Annotated in this window: 18 protein-coding genes; 10 read left to right on the top strand and 8 right to left on the bottom strand. The window is 52.3% G+C overall.

What is annotated here, in order from left to right; translation table 11 throughout:
• Positions 1-566 precede the first annotated feature (566 nt).
• Together G497_RS0114390 and G497_RS0114380 are read right to left on the bottom strand one after the other, a co-directional pair.
• The gene (locus tag G497_RS0114390) at positions 567-1,043 is read right to left on the bottom strand and encodes an OB-fold protein (protein WP_027188670.1); all 477 of its coding nucleotides are present in this window, start codon (positions 1,041-1,043) and stop codon (positions 567-569) included.
• A gap of 285 nt (positions 1,044-1,328) precedes the next feature.
• Positions 1,329-2,555, bottom strand: a complete 1,227-nt coding sequence (locus G497_RS0114380) for an FprA family A-type flavoprotein (protein ID WP_027188668.1) — start codon at positions 2,553-2,555, stop codon at positions 1,329-1,331.
• Between the two features lie 603 nt (positions 2,556-3,158).
• Between G497_RS0114380 and G497_RS0114370 the strand changes: the two genes are divergently transcribed.
• From G497_RS0114370 to G497_RS0114335, 8 genes are all read left to right on the top strand, one after another.
• Positions 3,159-3,458 carry a c-type cytochrome gene (locus G497_RS0114370; protein ID WP_027188666.1) on the top strand — a complete coding sequence of 100 codons (300 nt, stop codon included), beginning with the start codon at positions 3,159-3,161 and terminating at the stop codon, positions 3,456-3,458.
• Entirely contained in the window at positions 3,458-4,417 is a 960-nt protein-coding gene (locus G497_RS18470) for an SCO family protein (protein WP_245576403.1), read from the top strand. The genes G497_RS0114370 and G497_RS18470 overlap by 1 nt, the downstream gene beginning before the upstream one ends.
• 80 nt (positions 4,418-4,497) lie before the next feature.
• Positions 4,498-6,111 carry a cytochrome c oxidase subunit I gene (gene ctaD / locus G497_RS0114360; RefSeq protein WP_027188665.1) on the top strand — a complete coding sequence of 538 codons (1,614 nt, stop codon included), beginning with the start codon at positions 4,498-4,500 and terminating at the stop codon, positions 6,109-6,111.
• A complete protein-coding gene (locus G497_RS0114355) occupies positions 6,104-6,730 on the top strand; it encodes a cytochrome c oxidase subunit 3 family protein (RefSeq protein WP_051258173.1) in 627 nt (208 codons plus the stop codon). Before ctaD ends, G497_RS0114355 begins: the two co-directional genes overlap by 8 nt.
• A gap of 1 nt (position 6,731) precedes the next feature.
• Complete coding sequence (locus G497_RS20665; protein WP_051258172.1) at positions 6,732-7,055, top strand: cytochrome C oxidase subunit IV family protein; 324 nt, start codon at positions 6,732-6,734, stop codon at positions 7,053-7,055.
• A gap of 6 nt (positions 7,056-7,061) precedes the next feature.
• Positions 7,062-8,036 (top strand): cytochrome c oxidase subunit II, encoded by a 975-nt coding sequence (gene coxB / locus G497_RS18465; protein ID WP_051258171.1) that lies wholly within the window; start codon positions 7,062-7,064, stop codon positions 8,034-8,036.
• A gap of 28 nt (positions 8,037-8,064) precedes the next feature.
• Positions 8,065-8,934, top strand: coding sequence for a protoheme IX farnesyltransferase (locus G497_RS18460; protein WP_051258170.1), 870 nt, complete (start codon positions 8,065-8,067; stop codon positions 8,932-8,934).
• Between the two features lie 15 nt (positions 8,935-8,949).
• A complete protein-coding gene (locus G497_RS0114335; protein WP_027188662.1) occupies positions 8,950-9,363 on the top strand; it encodes a DUF4079 family protein in 414 nt (137 codons plus the stop codon).
• A 155-nt stretch (positions 9,364-9,518) separates the two neighbouring features.
• Here the strand turns inward: G497_RS0114335 and G497_RS19420 are convergent, their stop codons facing one another.
• From G497_RS19420 to greA, 4 genes are all read right to left on the bottom strand, one after another.
• Positions 9,519-12,122: a calcium-binding protein gene (locus G497_RS19420; RefSeq protein WP_051258169.1), complete on the bottom strand. Its 2,604-nt coding sequence runs from the start codon at positions 12,120-12,122 to the stop codon at positions 9,519-9,521.
• Positions 12,123-12,479: 357 nt separating this feature from the next.
• The gene (rd, locus tag G497_RS19985) at positions 12,480-12,638 is read right to left on the bottom strand and encodes a rubredoxin (RefSeq protein WP_084516337.1); all 159 of its coding nucleotides are present in this window, start codon (positions 12,636-12,638) and stop codon (positions 12,480-12,482) included.
• 290 nt (positions 12,639-12,928) lie between these two features.
• Entirely contained in the window at positions 12,929-13,312 is a 384-nt protein-coding gene (locus G497_RS0114315) for a desulfoferrodoxin (protein WP_027188661.1), read from the bottom strand.
• A 131-nt stretch (positions 13,313-13,443) separates the two neighbouring features.
• Positions 13,444-13,944: a transcription elongation factor GreA gene (greA, locus tag G497_RS0114310; protein ID WP_027188660.1), complete on the bottom strand. Its 501-nt coding sequence runs from the start codon at positions 13,942-13,944 to the stop codon at positions 13,444-13,446.
• A gap of 780 nt (positions 13,945-14,724) precedes the next feature.
• On the opposite strand from greA, the gene larB reads away from it, so the two are divergent.
• Both larB and larC read left to right on the top strand, forming a co-directional pair.
• On the top strand, positions 14,725-15,438 hold the full coding sequence (larB, locus tag G497_RS0114300; protein ID WP_027188658.1) for a nickel pincer cofactor biosynthesis protein LarB: 714 nt from the start codon (positions 14,725-14,727) through the stop codon (positions 15,436-15,438).
• Positions 15,419-16,378, top strand: a complete 960-nt coding sequence (larC, locus tag G497_RS0114295) for a nickel pincer cofactor biosynthesis protein LarC (protein ID WP_084516336.1) — start codon at positions 15,419-15,421, stop codon at positions 16,376-16,378. Before larB ends, larC begins: the two co-directional genes overlap by 20 nt.
• Positions 16,379-16,485: 107 nt before the next feature.
• Here larC and G497_RS18450 read toward each other — a convergent pair whose 3' ends face one another.
• Together G497_RS18450 and G497_RS0114285 are read right to left on the bottom strand one after the other, a co-directional pair.
• Positions 16,486-16,794, bottom strand: coding sequence for an amphi-Trp domain-containing protein (locus G497_RS18450; RefSeq protein ID WP_051258168.1), 309 nt, complete (start codon positions 16,792-16,794; stop codon positions 16,486-16,488).
• Positions 16,795-17,191: 397 nt separating this feature from the next.
• The gene (locus tag G497_RS0114285; protein WP_027188656.1) at positions 17,192-18,574 is read right to left on the bottom strand and encodes a sigma-54-dependent transcriptional regulator; all 1,383 of its coding nucleotides are present in this window, start codon (positions 18,572-18,574) and stop codon (positions 17,192-17,194) included.
• Between the last annotated feature and the right edge of the window lie 6 nt (positions 18,575-18,580).

Here is an 18,580-nt window from a genome sequence, read left to right as displayed (position 1 = left end):
GTGCGACTCTAGCAGGATTGATTTGGACAGGCAACTATAGCTGCTGCGGTTCGTACTTGTCTGGCTGAATCACTCTAGCAGGATTGATTTGGACAGGCAACTATAGCTGTTGTGGCAAGGCCTACACAACGGGCTGTATTATATTTTCCCTGCTCCCATGACCCAAATATGACCCAAAAGAAAAATCACCCTTCGTAACCTATTGAAATCATGTACTGCATGCACGCCATGTACGAAAGTGCAATACCGATGGAAACGCGCCCGGATTTTGTTGTGGGTTATGCGTAAAAGTGTTGTGCCTCAAGGCTTTTTGTGGGCATGTGCATGAACAAATGGCCGCATCATCTCCTGTTTGCCTCCTGAATGGCATTCAAGAGGTCGTGGGTTCAATTCCCTCCAGCTCCACCAGAAAATTTAAGGATTCCGTAGCAATACGGAGTCCTTTTTTTTGTGCGTGTGGGGCAGGGTACGTCATAGCGATTGCAAAAAAGCCCCTGCCAGAACATATCTGGCAGGGGCTTTCCATACTTCAAGTGCAGCAAGGCTCAGCGCTGCAATGGCAGCATTTACTGGCTCAGGGTTTGGAGCACCTTGCACTGTTCAAGGGTCAGGTCCAGGGTGCCGAAGTCCGCTTCTTTCATACGGCCAAGCACTGTTATGCGTTGGCCTTTGTTCAGGCTCATAACGGCTTGTTCCTGGTCGCTGTCAAAGCGGCAGGTCATGTCATCGTTATAGTTGGCAGGAACGTCCGCCATGTGAATAAAGTATTCCTGCTTGCCTGTTTTGCGCCCGCCACGGGAAAAGTCTGGGCTGCGTGAAAAGGCATTCACGCCCACAACGTAAACATCCAGTTTCATCCATTTGCCTGTGTATTCTTTATTGGATCGTGCGTTGTTTGCCCGGTATTCTTCAGCAATTTGGGCCACACTTGTTTTTTGCAAGTTGTTCACTTTGTCTTGCTGCTGGGGGGTAAACTGGGTTGAACGCGGCGTGCAGCCCGCAAGGAGAAAAAAGAAACAGAGAACACCAAGTAATTTATTCATGAAGAGACTCCTGAGGTAAGCTTTGCCCGGCATGGTGCACGGCAGCCACGGCACCGTACTTGGCTGGTTACCTGGTGTCAAGGAAACGTTCAGTTTTCTGATTTGCCACTTCCTGCTGCTCCTGCGGCGGGGTACATACATTGGTGGTGGGGCAGGGCTAAAGAGCCATAACCACAAAAAACCGGGTGCATTGTACCATGCACCCGGTTTTTGCCTGAAAGAAGGCTATTGCATAATAGTCTTAAAGCGACTTCCCGCAGGGAAGACGTTCCAAAAAGCGTTTCTTTAGCCGAGTCGCTTTGCTTCTGCCGCAACCTTAACCTGCAACGCTTCCCCAAGGGTCTTGCCTGCTTCCTCGCACTGCTTCAGGAATGCTTCCTTGGGCACGTATTGTGTTTTCAGTGCAGGCAGGGGCATTTCCATGCCCATTTGGGAAAGGCGCTCGTGAATAACGTTCACACTTTCACCTGACCAGCCGTAAGAGCCAAAGGCCGCTCCCAGGCGGTTTTGGGGGCGCAGGCCTTTCATGTAGGTAAGCATGCGGGCCACGTTGGGCATAATGCCGTTGTTGTGGGTGGGGGAACCAACAATAACCAGGCCGCACCGGGAAAGCTCTGTCATTACTGTGCTGTGGTGGTGCTGTTTCAGGTCCATAATATGGCTTTCCACACCTGCCAGGCGCAGCCCTTCTGAAAGGGCATAGGCCATTTTTTCAGTGCTGTGCCACATGGTGTCAAACACAATCAGGGCCTTGTTTTGTGTTTGTTGCAGGGCATACTTGCGGTAAGTTTCCAGCACCATGTTTACTTGCTCTTTGGTACGGAAAATAAGGCCGTGGTCCGGGGCAATCATGTCAATTTCCAGCTTCAGCGCGGTAACGTGGTCAAGCACCTTAAGCACTTGCTGGGAGTAGGGCAGAACAATGTTGTGGTAATATTCGCGCATGGCAAATTCAAGCATTGCCGGGTCTACTTCATCGGAATAACGGACAGTGCTGGCAATGTTTTGCCCAAAGGCGTCGTTGCTTATAAGCAGCTTGTCTGTGTCAATGTAAGAGAACATGCTGTCTGGCCAGTGCAGCATACGGGTTTCCAAAAAGTGGATGGTACGCTTGCCAATGCACAGGGTGTCGCCTGTTTTTTTCACTTCAATGGGCCAGCCTGTGGTGTCGAAGTGGGCTTGCATGGCTTTAAGGCCCATGGGGGAACAGAAAATCTTTTCAGGCTTGCACATTTTAACCAGTTGGGGCAGGCAGCCAGAATGGTCAAGTTCCACGTGGTTAATGACAAAATAGTCAATACTTTCCGGGTTTGTTACAAGCGACAAACGGGCGAGCATGGTGCTGAGAAAGTCGTGCTTTACCGTGTCAAACAGCACAATTTTTTCGTCTTTCACCAGGTAAGAGTTGTATGTAGAACCCTTGGGTGAAAGGGAATAGCCGTGAAAGTCCATGCTGCCAAAATCAACAGCGCCAACCCAGTAAATATCTTTTTTAATTTCTAATGGTTGCATAATATCCTCTGATCGTTAGATGCGTGTTTATTGGGGGTATACTGCCCAACTTTTCCCCTTTTGCCCATGCCTTGGCAGCTTATTTCAAACAGTGGCTGCCTCTGGGGTGGAAAAGACTATACTCTTTCTGTTCTGCAAGGGCAAGTTTTGGGAACTCATCAGTGCGAAGCCAAACGCAACACCGTTGGCAAAAGTGCCTTTGGCATTGACTTTATTGCGGCTAACTTCTATGAATAATTTAGAAATTCGAAGAATTTTCTCCTTGGGTATGTGTTGCTCGTTTTTTCAAGAGGACACGCCCAAAATCCCCCACCTATGTGCGTTGGTGTTTTGCTACACGCAACCTCTCTGATTTTCCGGCACATATTGCGTGCTTTCCTCTGCGTTTAGCCAAGTTTGTCTTTATAGGCTTGTATGCAGCAATACACCAAATTTATGTGCATAAATCGAGGCTTATTCTTGCAACTGCCACTATTTTTTGCATAATTTTCTTGAAAAATTTTGAGGCTGCTACTCAATCGCTTTTCCAAAGTGCTAATAGCACTTATTATTATTAAAAACAATATAAATCCACGCTTCAAACGTGTGAAGAGGGAGAACGGTATGCAGCGCACTCTTATTATACTCATGCTCAGTTTGTTCTGGATAGCAGGTACGCCCACTGGGGGCCATTCGGCAGATGGCGCGGCCTTGTTCCTTCGCTGTGTTGGTTGCCACGGGGCTGATGGCACGAAACCGCCTCATGTACTTAAGGGCCAAAGTTCTGCCCAGGTGCTTGGTAAAATGAAGGGGTTTCTTGATGGCAGCTATGGCGGCGAGCGAAAAGAAGTAATGATTGGCAAGCTCAAGGCGCTTTCACCTGAAGAGAGGCAAAGCCTGGCTGATTATATAGGGAACTTGTAATGCGCGTTACAGAAAAGAGGTTCCTTGCCGCCCTGGCAGTGCTTGCGGTGGGCTGGTTTGGCCTGGGCAGTGTGGCAACGCTTGCGGCCCAGCCAGAAGCCCCCGCAGCCCAGCATGAAATGCATGAAGGCACCCTGGCCAACCAGGTGCCACCGCTTACGCCTGAACAGCAGAAGAACCCCCACCTGGCCATACCGGGGGGGCAGGAAGCTGTTGCCCATAAGCGGGAACAGCTAGAAGAACTGAGCCAGGAAGAAAAGGCACAGTTTGCGCGGGTGGATGAAAAGCCCGGTGCTATCATTCCGCAAGGCATTATGTTTCGCGATGAAACAGGCCGCGAAGTAGCTATTGGCAGCCTCATGGACGTTCCGGTAATTCTTGTCCCGGTGTATTATTCCTGCCCCGGCACCTGCCACTTATTGCTCAGTTCCCTGGCCCGCATCCTGCCCGGTGTGGCCCTGGTGCCAGGTAAAGAGTATCGGGTTATTGCCGTAAGCTTTGACGAACACGACACCCCGGAACTGGCCATGCAGCGCAAGAATAACATGATGGCTGCCATGGACTTTGCCTACCCCCCGGAAGGATGGGTGTTTTTAAGCGGCAGCAAGGAATCTGTTGCGCAGCTTATGGGGTCTTTTGGCTTTCGGTACAAGCGCATGGGCAAAGACTTCATACACCCCACCATGTTGCTGGCAGTAGCTCCTGGGGGTAAAATAAGCCGCTATTTATACGGGCAAAGCTTCATGCCCTTTGACATTACCATGTCCCTTAACGAAGCGGCACAAGGCAAGGTGAGCTTGTCGCTTAAGCGCGTGCTGGCCTACTGCTTTACTTACGATGCTGCCAGCAAGCGCTTTGTGTTTGACTTTATGCGCCTTGCCGGGGTGGTTATTCTGTTCGGCGCAGGCGTATTTTTGTTTGTGCTGGTGAAAGGCAACAAACGAAAAAAGCGGCCCTGAACGTTGGTGTTGTTCCGGGTTGCGCATGAGTTTACCGAGCCCTTTTGGCTTTTCAAAGTTAACATGTTCCAGAGGATGATATGGCTACAAGCACAAGTTTTCTTGAACCCATGCCAGGAACCCGTGGGGGAATTGGCTCATGGATATTTTCCACCGACCATAAGCGCATTGGCATGCTGTATTTTTATGCCATTCTAGCCATGTTTGCCGTGGGGCTTACCCTTGGCCTGCTCATTCGCCTGGAACTGCTTACCCCCAACACACGCATGATGAGCGCAGACACCTACAATGCGCTGTTCACGCTGCATGGGGTTGTTATGATTTTTCTGGTGGTTATTCCCAGCATTCCCGCCACCTTTGGCAACCTGTTCCTGCCCATTCAAATTGGGGCGGAAGATGTGGCCTTTCCCCGGTTGAACAACTTTTCCTGGTGGCTGTACATGACAGGTGCCCTGCTGGCCGTTATAGCCATTTTCACAGGCAACGGCCCGCCAGATACTGGCTGGACATTTTATGTGCCCTTTAGTGAAATTACCACCACCAACGTGACCCTTGCGGTATTTGCCGTATTTATTCTGGGCTTTTCCTCTATTCTTACCGGGCTGAATTTTATTGTCACCCTGCACCGTATGCGGGCACCAGGCATGACCTGGACACGCCTGCCCCTGTTTTGTTGGTCGCTGTATGCCACCGGGTGGATTCAGGTACTGGCCACCCCGGTGCTGGCCATTACCTTGCTGCTTATTATGGCGGAACGTGTGCTGGGGGTGGGCCTGTTTGACCCTTCCCGTGGGGGCGACCCCATTTTGTTCCAGCACCTGTTTTGGATTTATTCGCACCCGGCAGTGTATGTGATGATTCTGCCAGCCATGGGCGTTATTTCCGAAGTGCTGCCCGTGTTTTCCCGAAAAGCCATTTTTGGGTACAAAATGATTGCTTTTTCCAGCCTTGCCATTGCTTTTGCCGGTTCCCTGGTATGGGCACACCACATGTTTGTGAGCGGTATGAGCGACACCGCCGTGCTGGTATTCTCTTTCCTTACCTTTGTGGTGGCCATTCCTTCCGCCATCAAGGTGTTCAACTGGGTGGCAACCTTGTACAAAGGTTCCATTCACCTGGAACCGCCGTTTTGGTATGCGTTGGCTTTTTTGTTCCTGTTTTCCATTGGCGGGTTAACCGGACTGGTGCTTGGTTCTGCCGGAACAGACGTGCACGTGCACGACACCTATTTTGTGGTGGCTCACTTCCACTATGTTATTTTTGGCGGTCTGGGCTTTGCCTTTTTTTCTGCCCTGCACTTCTGGCTGCCCAAGGTGTATGGCCGCATGTACAATAAGCACTGGGCCAACGTGGCCTGCCTGTTTGCCTTCATTGGCTTTAACGTGCTGTATTTCCCCATGTTTATTGTTGGCCTTCAGGGCATGCCCCGGCGCTACCACACCTACCTGCCCAAGTATGAAGGAATGCAAATGCTTTCCACTGTGGGCTCATGGGTTTTGGCTTCTGCCATTATTCTTATGGCCTGGAACTTGTGGCGCGGTGCCAAAAAAGGCAAGCCCATTGGCAATAACCCCTGGGGTTCTGCCACGTTGGAATGGAGCATAGCTTCCCCGCCGCCGCACCACAACTTTGTGACGGAACCAGTGGTAACGCATGGCCCCTATGACTATGAAGGGATTACTCCAGATGCCTGATACCAACTTACACCCAGCGCACCCTGCCCCGGTTCCCGATATTGAGGGCGACCGCATTGGCATGTGGTTGTTCCTGTTTACGGAAGTGCTTCTGTTTGGCGGTTTGTTTTTGCTGTATGCTGTGTATTTTAGCCGCGACCCGGAAGCATTCCACAATGGTGGCAAGGTGTTAAGCCGCGTTATGGGAACGGTAAACACGGTGGTGCTTATTACCAGCAGCCTTTTTGTGGTTCTCGCGGTAAGCGCCTTGCAAAAGGGCAAGGTAGCCCTTGCCCGGTATTTATTGCTGGGCACAGTGTTGGCAGCCCTTGTGTTTTTGGTAATCAAATACGTTGAATGGACTGCCAAAATAGAGCACGGCATTTACCCCAACGGGCCGGAGTTTTTGCTCCTTCCCAAGGGGGAAATGCTGTTCTTTAACTTGTATTACATGATGACCGGGCTGCACGGCCTGCACGTAATTATTGGTGCAAGCCTGCTTACCTGGGTGTGGTGGCGCATGGGCACAGGCCAGATAACCGCGGCAAAGCCCGTGGCCCTGGAAAATGTGGGCCTGTACTGGCACATTGTGGACCTGGTGTGGATTTATCTTTTTCCGCTTTTTTACCTGGTGGTGTGATGTGAACAAACAAGTTGCCGCACATGGCCCGGCAGGGGCAAAAAAGGGGAACGAACAGCATGTAGTTTCGTACCCCATCAATTTTGCGGTGTGGGTCGCGCTTATGATGCTTACGGCCATGACTGTGGCAGTGGCCTATGCAGACCTCGGTTATTTGCACGTGGTGGTGGCCCTTTCTGTGGCTACCATAAAGGCAGGGCTGGTGCTGTATTATTTCATGCACCTTGGGTATGCCTCGCGCACAATTAACCTCATGGTGTTTACCGCTTTTGTTATTCTGGCCATAGCCATTGGCTTCACTTTTTTCGATGTAGCCTACAGGTGATGCTCTATGTACCGTGACTCACTTTCCCCGGTGCAACAGGTAGATTTTGCGTTTTATCTGTTGTTTGGCTTTTCTTTTTTCGTGTTGCTGTTCCTTACCCTGTGCACGCTTTGGTTTATTTGGCGCTACCATTACACCCGCAACCCAAAAGCTGCGGACATTCGGGGCAACATCAAGGCAGAAGTGTTGTGGACACTGGTGCCCTCCATTTTGGTTATGGGCCTGTTCTATTATGGCTGGGTTGGCTTTCGGGCGCTACGCACTGTGCCAGAGAATGCCATGGAAGTGCAGGTGACCGCCCGCATGTGGTCGTGGATGTTTACCTACCCCAACAATAAGCATAGCAATGTGCTTGTTGTGCCCGTGAATGAACCGGTAAAATTGCGCATGACCACCAAAGACGTTATTCACAGCTTTTTTGCCCCGGCCTTTCGCATAAAAATGGATACTGTGCCCGGCATGGAAACGTATGCCTGGTTCAAGGCACAACGCACGGGAGAATATGACATTTTTTGCGCGGAATACTGTGGCACCAATCACGCCACCATGGTTTCCACCATTCGGGCGGTTACCCGTGAAGAGTATGATGCCTGGCTGGCTCAGGGGGAAACAGGCGCAGGTGCCCAGCAATTGCTGGAAGCCCAGGGGTGCATCAGTTGCCACTCATTGGACGGCACCGCAGGCGTTGGCCCCAGCTTTATGGCCCTTTGGGGCAGCAAGCGCACGGTTGTGAGCAATGGCAAAAAGAGCGAAATTATGGTGGACGCTGCCTATGTGCGTGAAGCCATTATCAAGCCTGGGGCACAATTGGTGGATGGCTATGACGACATTATGGCCCCGTATACCGATTTTACGCCGGAACAAATGGACAGCATTGTGGCGTTCATTCAAAGTTTGGGCAACGCAGGCAATGCCGGGCATGATGCGCATGGTGCGGCTGGCCACGGTGGGCATGATGCTGGCAACGCAACAATGAAGTAATTTGTCTGCATCTATGGAACGTTTTGTTATGCACCATTCTTTGAGCAACCTCGGGCGTGATTATGCCCAACTGGTACGGGCCAAAGTGTCCCTTATGGTGGCGGCAGCCACTGCCTTTGGCTATTTGCTGGTGGAACCTGCCCCAAGTGTTGCCATGGTCCAGGCCCTGGCAGGTACCATTCTGCTTTCCTGGGGGTGTTCTGCCTGGAATCAGGTACAGGAAATAGACCTGGACGCCTTGTTGCCCCGCACTAAAAACCGCCCCTTGCCCGCAGGCCGCCTTGGCGTGGCCCGTGCCTTGGGGGCGGGGCTTTTGTGTGTGCTTTTGGCGTTTGTGTGCTTGTTTGCGGCAGGGGGCATAGTGCCTTTGCTGGCAGGGGGCGTTATCGTGCTGGTGTATAATGGGGTGTATACCCCCTTGAAGCGCCGCAGCGCCTTTGCCCTGCTTGTGGGGGCGCTTGTGGGGGCGTTGCCCCCGGTGGTGGGCTGGGTGTGCGCCGGGGGCCATGTGCTGGCCCCGGAACTGTTCCTGCTGTATGGCGTGTACGTTTTGTGGCAGGTGCCGCATTTCTGGCTGCGTGTGCAGCACGACGCCCCGGCTTATGCTGCGGCGGGGTTGCCCGTGCCCGCGGTACAGTTCAGTGAAGTGCGCTACACCCGGCTTTTGCGGGTGTGGTTTCATGCGTACGCCGCCGCCATGCTGCTGCTGCCAGTGTTCCCTTTTATTCACAGTATTTCCGCCAGGGTTGGCCTGGCTTTTATGGGCATTGCCATGTTTGTGGGTGGCAGCCTGTTCTTTTACGCGAAAAATTTTGCCCGCAAGTTGTTATGGGTGACTGACGGCGGTATGCTGGTGGCAATGGGTATTTTGGTGGCTGACCGTCTGTTTGCCTTATAAGCTTAAGGAGGCCTTGTGGTTTACTGGATTCATCCTGTTTTTCAGGTGGTAGCAACACTTTTGGGGCTATATGCGCTGTATTTTGGCTGGCAGCGGCCACGGTGCAGCCACGTGGGCTGCACCGTGGCCTTTCCCTGGAAGAAGCACGTGCGCCTTGGGCGCTGGGCCATTGCCCTGTGGCTGGTAGGGGGCCTGGTCGGGGTGGCTGTTGTGCGCCTTGAATGGGGCGGCTTTGGGGTGACGGATGCCCACGCCACCATTGGTTATGCTTTTCTGGTGCTTGCCCTGGTAGGCTATGGCACCGGGCATGTACTGGACAAAGTGAAAAAGCGCCGCACGGTGCTGCCCATTGTGCATGGGGTAGTCAATGCCCTGCTGGTGCTGGCGGCCCTGGTGCAGGTATGGACGGGGTATTCATTTTTGCCATAGAAACGCTGATTTTTCTTTTTTCCGCTCGCTTCCCAAAAAACTTATGCCTTGCCAAACGAAAAACTGAGCGTTTCTTACAGGGCAGTACATGTACAAAGAAAAGCGCCGCCCCTATAAGGAGCGGCGTTTTTGTGTGCTCTTGGTGAGAAGTTATGTTACGCTAGGGTCTGTAGCTGTGTGTTCAGCACCAGCAGTTGTAACCCGTCATCATTGGTAAACTGGGTGTAGTGTGTGGGGTCTTCAGAAGTGGTCTGAGTCCACTTGCTGGTATCTACCTGCACGCCGCCTTCACCAAGCAGTACCCCCAAATCTTCAAGGGCATCATGGTTGGCAAAGTCCAGCACATTTGCGCCTTTCAGGAAGACTTCAATACCTTGAATACCCTGGCCTACCTTGCTCAGCACATCGGCAAATTCAAAATCGCCTATCATAATGTCGTTGCCGCTGCCGCCATCAACTGTGTCTGTGGCAGAAGCAAACAGAATGTCGTGGCCTTCGCCGCCATTCAAGATGTTGGTGCTGGTACCGCCGCCTGCAATGAGCACATCGTTGCCTGCATCACCATTGAGTACGTTGTAGCTGTTCATTCCTCCTGTAAGGTGGTCGTTGTCTGCACCACCATCCAGTGTATTGGCGCTGTTGTTGCCACCTATGAGGGTGTCGTTGCCAGTTCCACCATCAAGGTAGTTGTAGTCGGCATCATTGCCGCCGGTAATCTTGTCGTTCCCGTCATCGGCATGCAGGTAGTTATATGTGCTACTCCCGGAGCCTCCCAAAATAATGTCATTGCCCGCATCGCCATGCACGGTATTGTTGCCGTTGTCGCCGCCAGTCAATGTATCGTTTCCGGCTCCGCCATAAAGGGTGTTCGCGCTGTCCAATCCGCCAGTAATGGCGTCATTGCCAGAACCGCCATACAGATTGTTATCGCTGTTTATTCCCCCGGTAATGGTGTCGTTGCCGTCGCCACCATACAGGTTGTTGACGCCAGTGCCTCCAGAGGCATTGTTACCACCGGTAATGCTGTCATCGCCCGTACCGCCGTGCAGGTGGTTATAGGCGCCTTCGCCGCCAATAAGAAGGTCTTCCCCTGCACCGCCAAAAAGGAAGTTCTTCCCGGCAGCGGCACCAGTAATGGTATCATCTCCAGAATAGCCGTAAGTTCCGTGCTGGTCTGTGTTGGGGGTAGTCAGGTCGTTGGCACCAGCGTTTCCTTGGGGGGTAGAATCTTTGTAGTCCCCAAAGTTGTAATCAGTTTCGCTTCCTGTGCCCACAGGGTTGCCCGCTTCGTCGGTGTACGTTTCTTTGTTGGCTTCATCATGTGTAAAGTAGTACTTTTTACCATCAAGGCCAAGGCGGTATTGCCCATTTACGTCATCATAATAAGCGTCGCCACCAACCAAAATTTCGCCTGCCGGGCCAACAATCTTATAGTACTTGCTTGTCAACTCAAGCCCAACCATATTCCCCTGTTCGTCTACGTAGCTTATGGGATTGGTTGAATAATCTATATAATATTTATTTCCGTCTGCGTCTTCCTGGTAGTCCATGTTCTTGTCGCTATCCCACAACCAGCCCGGCTTCACTTTTATGGGGGTTGCGCCGCCTATAATGCAGTTGTATTTATCTACTTCAGCATTACCATAAATGCCGTCCCGTACAGAGGCTTCTTCCGGCAATTTGTCTGTGGGCAACTCTTCTATGGGTTTCTCGTTGATCGTGACTAATTCCAGGGTGTAGGCGTCCCCTTTATGCACAGGCAGGGTGAATTCAATGCCCTGGCTGCCAGCAGGTACGGTGAGCGTCAGTTCGTATGAGCCATCGCCGTTAGGGTTTATGGCTATGTCAGGATACATGGCTATGAGTGCATCCAATGAGGCATAGTCGTTGTCTGTCGTCCCTTCATCCAGCTGGTTTGGCTGATCCAGCGAAAATTCAAGGCGCAGGGTCACCGTCACGTCTTCAGTGCGTTCACTTAAAGGAACAAGGACGCCCTTTTCATCGTAAATAAGCACATGGTGAGTGGTGTTGATAACAGGAATGTCGCTGGGGTTGTAAAATGCCGGGGCAATGGCAGAAAACATGGTGATGATGATGCCGCCACCGCTAAAATCCTGGTCTCCCCGCACAAGGCCAGCCATAACCTCGTGGCCAGGGGGTGGCGGAGGCGGAGGCGGAGGTGGAGGTGGAGGTGGAGGCGGAGGCGGGGGCACAGGGCCTGGGGGCACAGGGCCTGGGGGCACAGGGCCAGGGGAAACATTGGGGCCTGTCGCTACGAGTGTTGCGGGTGTTAGAAGCTGTTGTGCATCGGCAGCAGAAGGGGTGCCATTGGAAAAGGCATCTGTTCCCATCAGGGAGCCAAGTCTGTCAACGCCGCCCAAAAGGTTGCCTGTGCCGTCAGCATATTCATCCAGCCCGCTGCTGGGGGGGGCTGCTTTATCGGCCGCGGTGGAAAGGTCAATGGCCTCATTCAAGCCGGAGAGAACGTCTGCGCTGGTAACCACTTCACCGGAGGGCAGGGTGAACGCGGGAAGGGGTTCCCCATCGGTCACAAAAAAATCTGTAACAACTACGCTGCCACCGTTTTCAAAGGTAAATACGAGGCTGTTTTCTGTACGCTCCACAGCGGTGGTGTGGGGGTCAAATGCAAGGGTAACAGCCGAATCGGCACCGGCAGTAAGGGTAATGTGTTCATTGGCTTGTGCCTGAGGAATAACAAGGGCTGGCTTGCTCTGGGGGGTAGCGTTAACAGTTTTCATAATGGAACCTCCTGGGAATGGATACAAAGCAGGTCAATATGAACCAATAGCCTTGGGCCTGCTTTTGTATGATCATACACCATAGTTCCTGTGGAATGTCAATTTTATTCTGGTTAATGAAGTAAAATAGAAGTGCATATGTGTGTACTGGGTGGGGCTGTATGGGGGTATGCAATTGCAAGAGAGGGGTAAACGGATGTTTTACAGGAACTGTGATCCAAACGTAACTCAATAGCCATTTTCGCTTTGCTGGCGCGTACAACAGGCATAAAAAAGCCCCTCAGTGAACGAGGGGCTTTTTTATGTATATGCAACAGCTATGTCTCTTGTAAAAAAGGCACGCTACAAGGCAGCAGCTTATTCTGGTACGAACTCAGACTTGCCCGCGCCGCATACGGGGCATACCCAATCAGCAGGAACGTCGTCGAAAGAAGTGCCTGGGGCAACGCCGTTGTCAGGGTCGCCATTGGCTGGCTCATACACATAGCCACAAAGTTCGCATACATAGTTTTTCATAGGGGTATTCTCCTTCGTATTGTTTTTAAGAACAAGGAAACACTGATTCAATGGCATTTTGGAAACGTGTAGTTATTTCTTTTGGCAAGGCGCAAGCTTTATTTGAAGCAGGAGTGGACTCTTTCGTCCTCGACTGTACCCCTAAAGCCGACGGCAGTCGCGAGCATTGCGAGCCGTGGAGTGAGGGCTGAGTGTGCGAGGTGGCTTTGCCATCCCGCACATATTTACGAAGCCAAAGCGGAAAAAGGTCACAACGCTGCCAAAAGGAATAAATCAGCGTTTCCTAAGTGTTATGCGTCTGCGCGCCAGTGCCCGTGCAGGTTGCACAATTCACGGGCATACACATTCTTGGCACCAGCAATGCAGAATTCTGCTTCAGGGGCATCGCCAGGTTTCAGGAAGCGCATGTAGGAAACACCGTCGGCTACCAATTCAATCCACTCAATCCAGTGTTTTTCTTCCATGGGGTGGGCAACGGAACCAACAGTTACTTTATAGCCAGTGGCGGTTTTGGTAATAACCGGCACGTGTTTTTCTTTTGCAGCATCGGTTGTGCCTTCTGTCATCAGAACCATGGGGGTGCCGCAACAGGCCAGATCGCCTTCAGCAGCATGAAGCACTTGCACGATTTGGCCGCAACCATTGCACTTATAAACCTGGAGTTGTTTTGTCATTGTATCCTCCTAAGCTTTTATAACAGGGTTTTAGAAACGGTAAGGGCATCAGTGCCTTTATTGTGTAATAGAAATAACTCCTAACAAGGCGCATGGCAAGGCCAATTCCACAATTCCCTGCTATTTTTTGGTTATTCTTTGGGGGGAATAACCGGGCCATGGAAGGCAACAGCCAGAATTTCATAGTTAATTCTGCCGCGGGGGGCGTTCACGGTGACTTCTTCGCCTTCTTCTTTGCCAAGCAGGGCACGCCCTACAGGGGAAAATACGGAAATGCAGCGCTTGTCGGGTGAATATTCCGTTTCATCCGGGCCAAGCAGAATGAATTCGCGCTCTTCCTCTGTTTCCAGGTCCAGCAGTTTTACCGTGGCACCAAAAATAATTTTGTCACCGCCAACCTTGTGCAGGTCTACCACGTTAAAGCGAGGCATGCGCGATTCAATAAAATTGATTTTGGCTTCCAGCATGCCCTGGCGTTCACGGGCGGCATCGTAGCCAGCATTTTCGCTCAGGTCGCCTTCTTCGCGGGCTTCCTTGATAGCTTGAATAATAGCGGGGCGCTCTGCCTTCAGTCGTTCCAGTTCGGCTTTAACGTGGGCGAATCCCTCTACGGAAATAGGAATACTTTCCATGATGCTTTTCCTTGAAAAAAACTTGATTGTGGCAGAACCGCCAGGTGGTAAAAAAACTGCCTTTGCAGGCGTATAAATAGTCGGCCCGTATAAAGCAATTATACTCGCGAAGACAAAACAATTCTTTGAATATTGAACTGATTTTTCAATCAGAAACATCCAAAAGGGCCGAATAACCCGGCAAGTATTATTTGCCGTCGTTTTAATGAGACTATTACAAAATAGTCTTGGAGCGACTTTCCATAGGGAAGATACTCCAAAAAGCACGCAAAACGCAGTTTTGTAATGGCCTTAAATACAGAAGGCGGCTTTGAGAAGCCGCACAACAGAAGCCTTGGGTTTGTTAAAGGCTATAATAGGCCATGAATGGGGCAAGGTCAAGGCGGTGGTGGTTTCTTCATGTTTTGTTCCCCATGCCAGGGTTTGGGGGCCGCTGGTTGCATGGCGTTTCTTGCAGTATGGCAGCCTGCAAACGCCTGCAGTACCCTTTGGATAAACCGCTTGTGTTTCAATGTTATTGCCAGGATACGCTATAGCCGCGTGTTAATTTTGTACCCACCAGGATTGCCCCCCAAGCCAGAGTAGCGTATATAACACATGGGTTTGTTGGTAGGTTTGCCGGGAAAGTGCAGACAGTCCTGTAGCAACGTAAGGCACAATACAGCATGTGTGGCGTGGGGCACTGGCCCAGCAGGTTGGCTGCATGGAAATCAAAGAAGTAATGGGTGCTTCCTTACGAAATCATTTAGTAAACTAGGGTGCGCAAAGGAATAAGAGAGTATGGCAGAGCGAAAGAACCAGGGTGTTTTGTTTGACTTTGGCCGCAAAGCCCGCATTGGCATGCCCGAAGCTGTGTTTTGTGAAGGGAAAAGTCTGGATTCACTCATTGCCCTTGTTAGCGAGCATGGTAGGAAAAGCTCTTGCCCTGCCCTGTTTACCCGTCTTGCTCCTCAGGTATTCCAGCAACTGCCCGCTGCCGTGCAGGCCCAGGTTGACTACCATGAACTTTCACAGGTGGCCTTTGGGGCGTGCCTGCCCATGAAGCCGTGCGGCCAGGTGGCGGTGGTTTCCGCTGGCACCGCAGACGGACGCACCACGTGGGAGGCCGCTAAAACACTTGAATACCTGGGTATTTCCCATAAGGTGTTTGAAGATAACGGGGTGGCAGGGCTGTGGCGGCTTACTGCCAACCTGGAAGCCGTGAACGCCTTTGATGTGGTGGTGGTGGTGGCAGGGCTGGACGCTGCCCTTGCTTCGGTAATGGGGGGCTTAACCCCGCGCCCTGTGGTGGCGGTGCCCACTTCAGTAGGTTATGGCATGGCCCGGCAGGGGGAAAGCGCCCTTGCCAGTATGCTGGTAAGCTGTGCCCCCGGGGTTACCGTGATGAATATTGACAATGGGTACGGTGCCGCTTGCGCTGCTGCCCGTATCATTCACCTGCTAGAATCCTATTGCAGCGCAAAGAGAGCCCAATATGACGCCCCCAAAGTATAAGGATAGCCACGACCATGATCATGTCCATGAGCATGAGCACAGCCATAATCATGACGACAACCATGACCACAACCATGAGCATGCCCCGCAGGCCCAATGGCTTTCCGCAAGCCATAGCCATGGGGTCATGCAGGGGGCTTTGTACGGGCATGAGCCTGTGTACCTTCATGGGAAAGGGGGCATGGCCCACAGCAAAGGCGGGGCCGCAGGCAGCCCTGCGCTGACAGTGCGGGCCACTTCCGGTCTTTCAGGCGACATGATGCTGGCAGGTCTTGCCATGATGGCGGGGTGTACCGGGGCTGATTTGGAGGCGCTGGTGGCCCTTGTGGGATGCACGCCGCTGCATGGCTGCGTGGCGGTGGAACCACGTGTGGTAAACCATGTGGCGGGATGGGGGTGCCGGGTTGATTTGCCCCACGAGCATGCCCACCGCACCATGCAGGACATAGAAGCTATTATTGGCACCAGCAGTATGCCTGCACGGGCAAAAGAGCTGGCCCTGGGGGCGTTTGCTTTGCTGGCAGAAGCTGAAGGGGCAGTGCACGGCAAGCCTGCACAGGAAGTAACCTTTCATGAAGTGGGCGCGCTGGACAGTATTTTGGATATTTGCCTTGTGTGCCTGCTGTTCCATAAGCTGGGGGAACCGCGCTTTGTGTGCAGCCCCTTGCCCTTGGCAGATGGCCAGGTGAGATGCGCCCACGGGTGCCTGCCTGTGCCTGCCCCGGCTGTGCTGCGCCTGCTGGAAGGGGTGCCTGTGTGTGCCTTTGCCGGAAAAGGAGAAACAGTCACCCCCACCGCCATTGCCTTGCTCAAGGCCCTTGGGGCTGAATTTGGCGGCTGGCCCGCCATGCGCGTGGAACGCACCGCCCTGGTGTATGGCAGCCGCGTGTTTGAAAATGCCCCTAACGGAGCGGTGTGGGCTGTGGGCAAATTGTTGTAGAGTTTTCGGTAATGATACCAGCAAAAAGGCAGGGTGCAAGCACTCTGCCTTTTTGCTGGATTACTCTATTGAACTGCTGGTGTTTGCCAGCATGCGTTGAGCGGTTGTTATTTCTTTTCTTCTTCCGCTTCCACGGTATCTGGGTTTTCTTCCCGGTTGGGCCGCCAGGAAAGTTCCAGTTCAAACTTGGCCTTATGCGGTTTGTACGTGGCTTCAATTTCCATATCGATAACGCGCGGCACGTCCATTGTCACAGTGTCGCCGCTTTTATGCACAGTGAGCAAGCCCTCTTTCAAACCTTCCACCAGGGCTTCGATAATGCCTGCGGCATCTTCCCTGGTGAGGCGGGTGGTGAATTCAAGCTTTTTTTCTTCACTGCCGGACTTTTTCTGGTCAGTTTCTTTATGCTCGGACATACGAACTCCTCTTGGGTTGGAGATGCTGCACCGAAACCCACATGCAGGCCAAAAAAGCCGCCTGGGAAGGGTATGCTGGTTAGAGTGCAGTATACCCGTTTTTCTGCCTAAGGGCAACGGGGGAGGCAAAAAGAAAAAGAGTGAGGGTGTTTGGTTGGGGAGGCATGGAGGATTGTGCGGCGTGCCACCGCATACTACCTCTTTTCTTTTTTTGTTTGCCGCTCCGCTAGGGTTAGGGGGCCGCACAAGGGCCCCTCCTGCCCTAGCGGAGCGGGAAGCTAAAGAAGAAAAATAAACGGACGCGGCGGCACGCCGCACAGAGCTAGGCAACTCCGCTCTAAAAACAACAAGCCGTTGCGGCGCAATCCGCAAAACGCTTCACGAGCCCGAGCAATAATTAGTGCCCTGTAATACCATACTTACGCAATTTATATTGCAACAAGCTCTTAGAAATCGCCAATTGTTCCGCAGCCTTAACCTGTACAAAGTCGGAACGTACCAGGGCGCGGCGAATAATGGCCGCTTCCAAAGTATCCAGTGTTTCCGCCAGGTTCAGTTCCGGGGGCAGCAGGTCAATGGCGTTTTTCAGTTGTGATTCTTCGTCCTTTACCTCTGGCGGCAGGTCTGCCACGGTAACGGTGTCGCCTGTAACCATAACCATGCAGCGTTCCACCACGTTTTCCAACTGACGGATGTTGCCGGGCCATTCGTAGCCGGAAAAATAATCCAGAGCTTCCGGGGCCACGTGCTTTTTGGAAATGCCATTTTCAGCGGCAATTTTATCAATAAAGTGCGAAATGAGCATGGGAATATCTTCCCGGCGTTCCCGCAGGGGGGGCAGCATAATGTGCACCACGTTGAGGCGGTAATATAAGTCTTCCCGAAAGTTGCCCTTTTCCACTTCAGCCAAAAGATCTTTGTTGGTGGCGGTGACAATGCGTATGTCAGCGTCAATTTCTTCGCTGCCGCCCACCCGTTCGAAGCGGCGTTCCTGCAGCACGCGCAGCAGTTTTACCTGCATGTCGTGGGAAAGTTCGCCAATTTCGTCTAAAAACAGGGTGCCGCCGCTGGCCAGTTCAAACCGGCCCCGGCGCAGGGCCACTGCCCCGGTGAATGAGCCTTTTTCATGGCCGAACAGTTCGCTTTCCAGCACGCCAGGGTTCAAAGCCATGCAGTTTACAGAAATAAAGGGGCCGTTTTTACGCAGGGAAGCAAAGTGGATGGCCCGGGCCACCAGTTCTTTTCCTGTGCCCGATTCCCCGGTAATAAGCACGTTGCTTTTGGTGGGTGCGGCTTTGTCCACCAGGCTGAGCACGTTGCGAATGCCTTTGCTTTTTCCGATAATCTGGTGCAGGCCGTAGCGTTCTTCCAGGTTTTCATGCAGCAGGCGGTAGCGGCGGTGCACACGGGCCATTTCCACGGCGTTGTGAATGGAGAGCAGCAGTTCGTCGTTGGAAAAGGGCTTGGTAATATAGTCAAAGGCCCCAAGCTTCATAATGTCCACTGCGCTTTCAATGGAGCCAAAAGCTGTCATGACCAGCACGGGAATATGGGGGTAGTCACGCTTTACGTGGGTAACCACTTCTTTGCCCGATAGCTTGGGCATTTTCATGTCCGTAACGATAACATCCACTTCCGACTCGTCCAGAAAAGCCAGAGCTGTTTCCGGGTCGTTGAGGGCCGTTACCGCATACCCCTGGTCGGCAAGCAATGCTTCCAGCACCAGCAGGTAGTTTTTTTCGTCATCAATAATAAGAATATGGCCTTGTTCAGTATTCATAATGGT

It is taken from the genome of Desulfovibrio cuneatus DSM 11391, assembly GCF_000430005.1.
Lineage (GTDB): Bacteria > Desulfobacterota > Desulfovibrionia > Desulfovibrionales > Desulfovibrionaceae > Frigididesulfovibrio > Frigididesulfovibrio cuneatus.
Note: the sequence above shows the minus strand (reverse complement) of the source record. Positions and strands in the feature narration are given on the sequence as shown.